At 49.6% G+C, this 679-nt stretch carries 1 protein-coding gene; it reads right to left on the bottom strand.

Annotated elements, in window-relative coordinates:
* A partial coding sequence (locus R7R78_RS26660) for an aminotransferase class V-fold PLP-dependent enzyme (RefSeq protein ID WP_225474676.1) occupies positions 1-645 on the bottom strand: 645 nt, incomplete at its 3' end.
* Between the last annotated feature and the right edge of the window lie 34 nt (positions 646-679).

A 679-nucleotide genomic window follows, 5' to 3' on the forward strand; every position in this document is an offset into this window, starting at 1 on the left:
ATCTGATGCCGACAAATCTAGCTGCTCGTGGACGATGCCTTGTGCGCCATCAACTACAACTACCGCACCAACGCTGTGCGCTAGCTCGGTGATCTTTTCGATAGGTTGGCGTGTGCCTGTTACGTTGGTTATTTGTGCGCACGCGACGATTTTGCATCGCTCAGAAATCAGCTGCTCAAACGCCTGCAAGGCAAACTGGCACTCGGGGGTCATTGGCACTTTCACTATTTTCGCGCCAGTTTGTTCGGCCACAATTTGCCACGGCACGATGTTGGCGTGGTGTTCCATCTCGCTAATCAAGATCTCATCGCCCGGTTGTAAGGTGCTGCGAGCGTAAGTTTGCGCAATTAAGTTAAGTGCTTCGGTTGCACCTCGCGTCCAAATGATTTCTTTAGAGCTGTTTGCACCAATAAACGTTGCTACGGCTTCGCGAGCGGCTTCAAACTGGCTAGTCGCGTTTGCTGTCAAACTGTGGCTACCACGATGCACGTTAGCATTTTGTGCACTATAGTAACGGCTAATCACATCGATCACGCACTGTGGCTTTTGTGTTGTTGCTGCGCTATCAAGGTAAACTAAAGGCGATTGGTTTACGTCTTGATTTAGGGCCGGGAACTGTTCGCGTACAGCGTTTACGTCAAACATTACTCTTCACCAAATTCGTGATAATGCAGTGTTG

It is taken from the genome of Vibrio sp. 2134-1 (assembly GCF_033339495.1).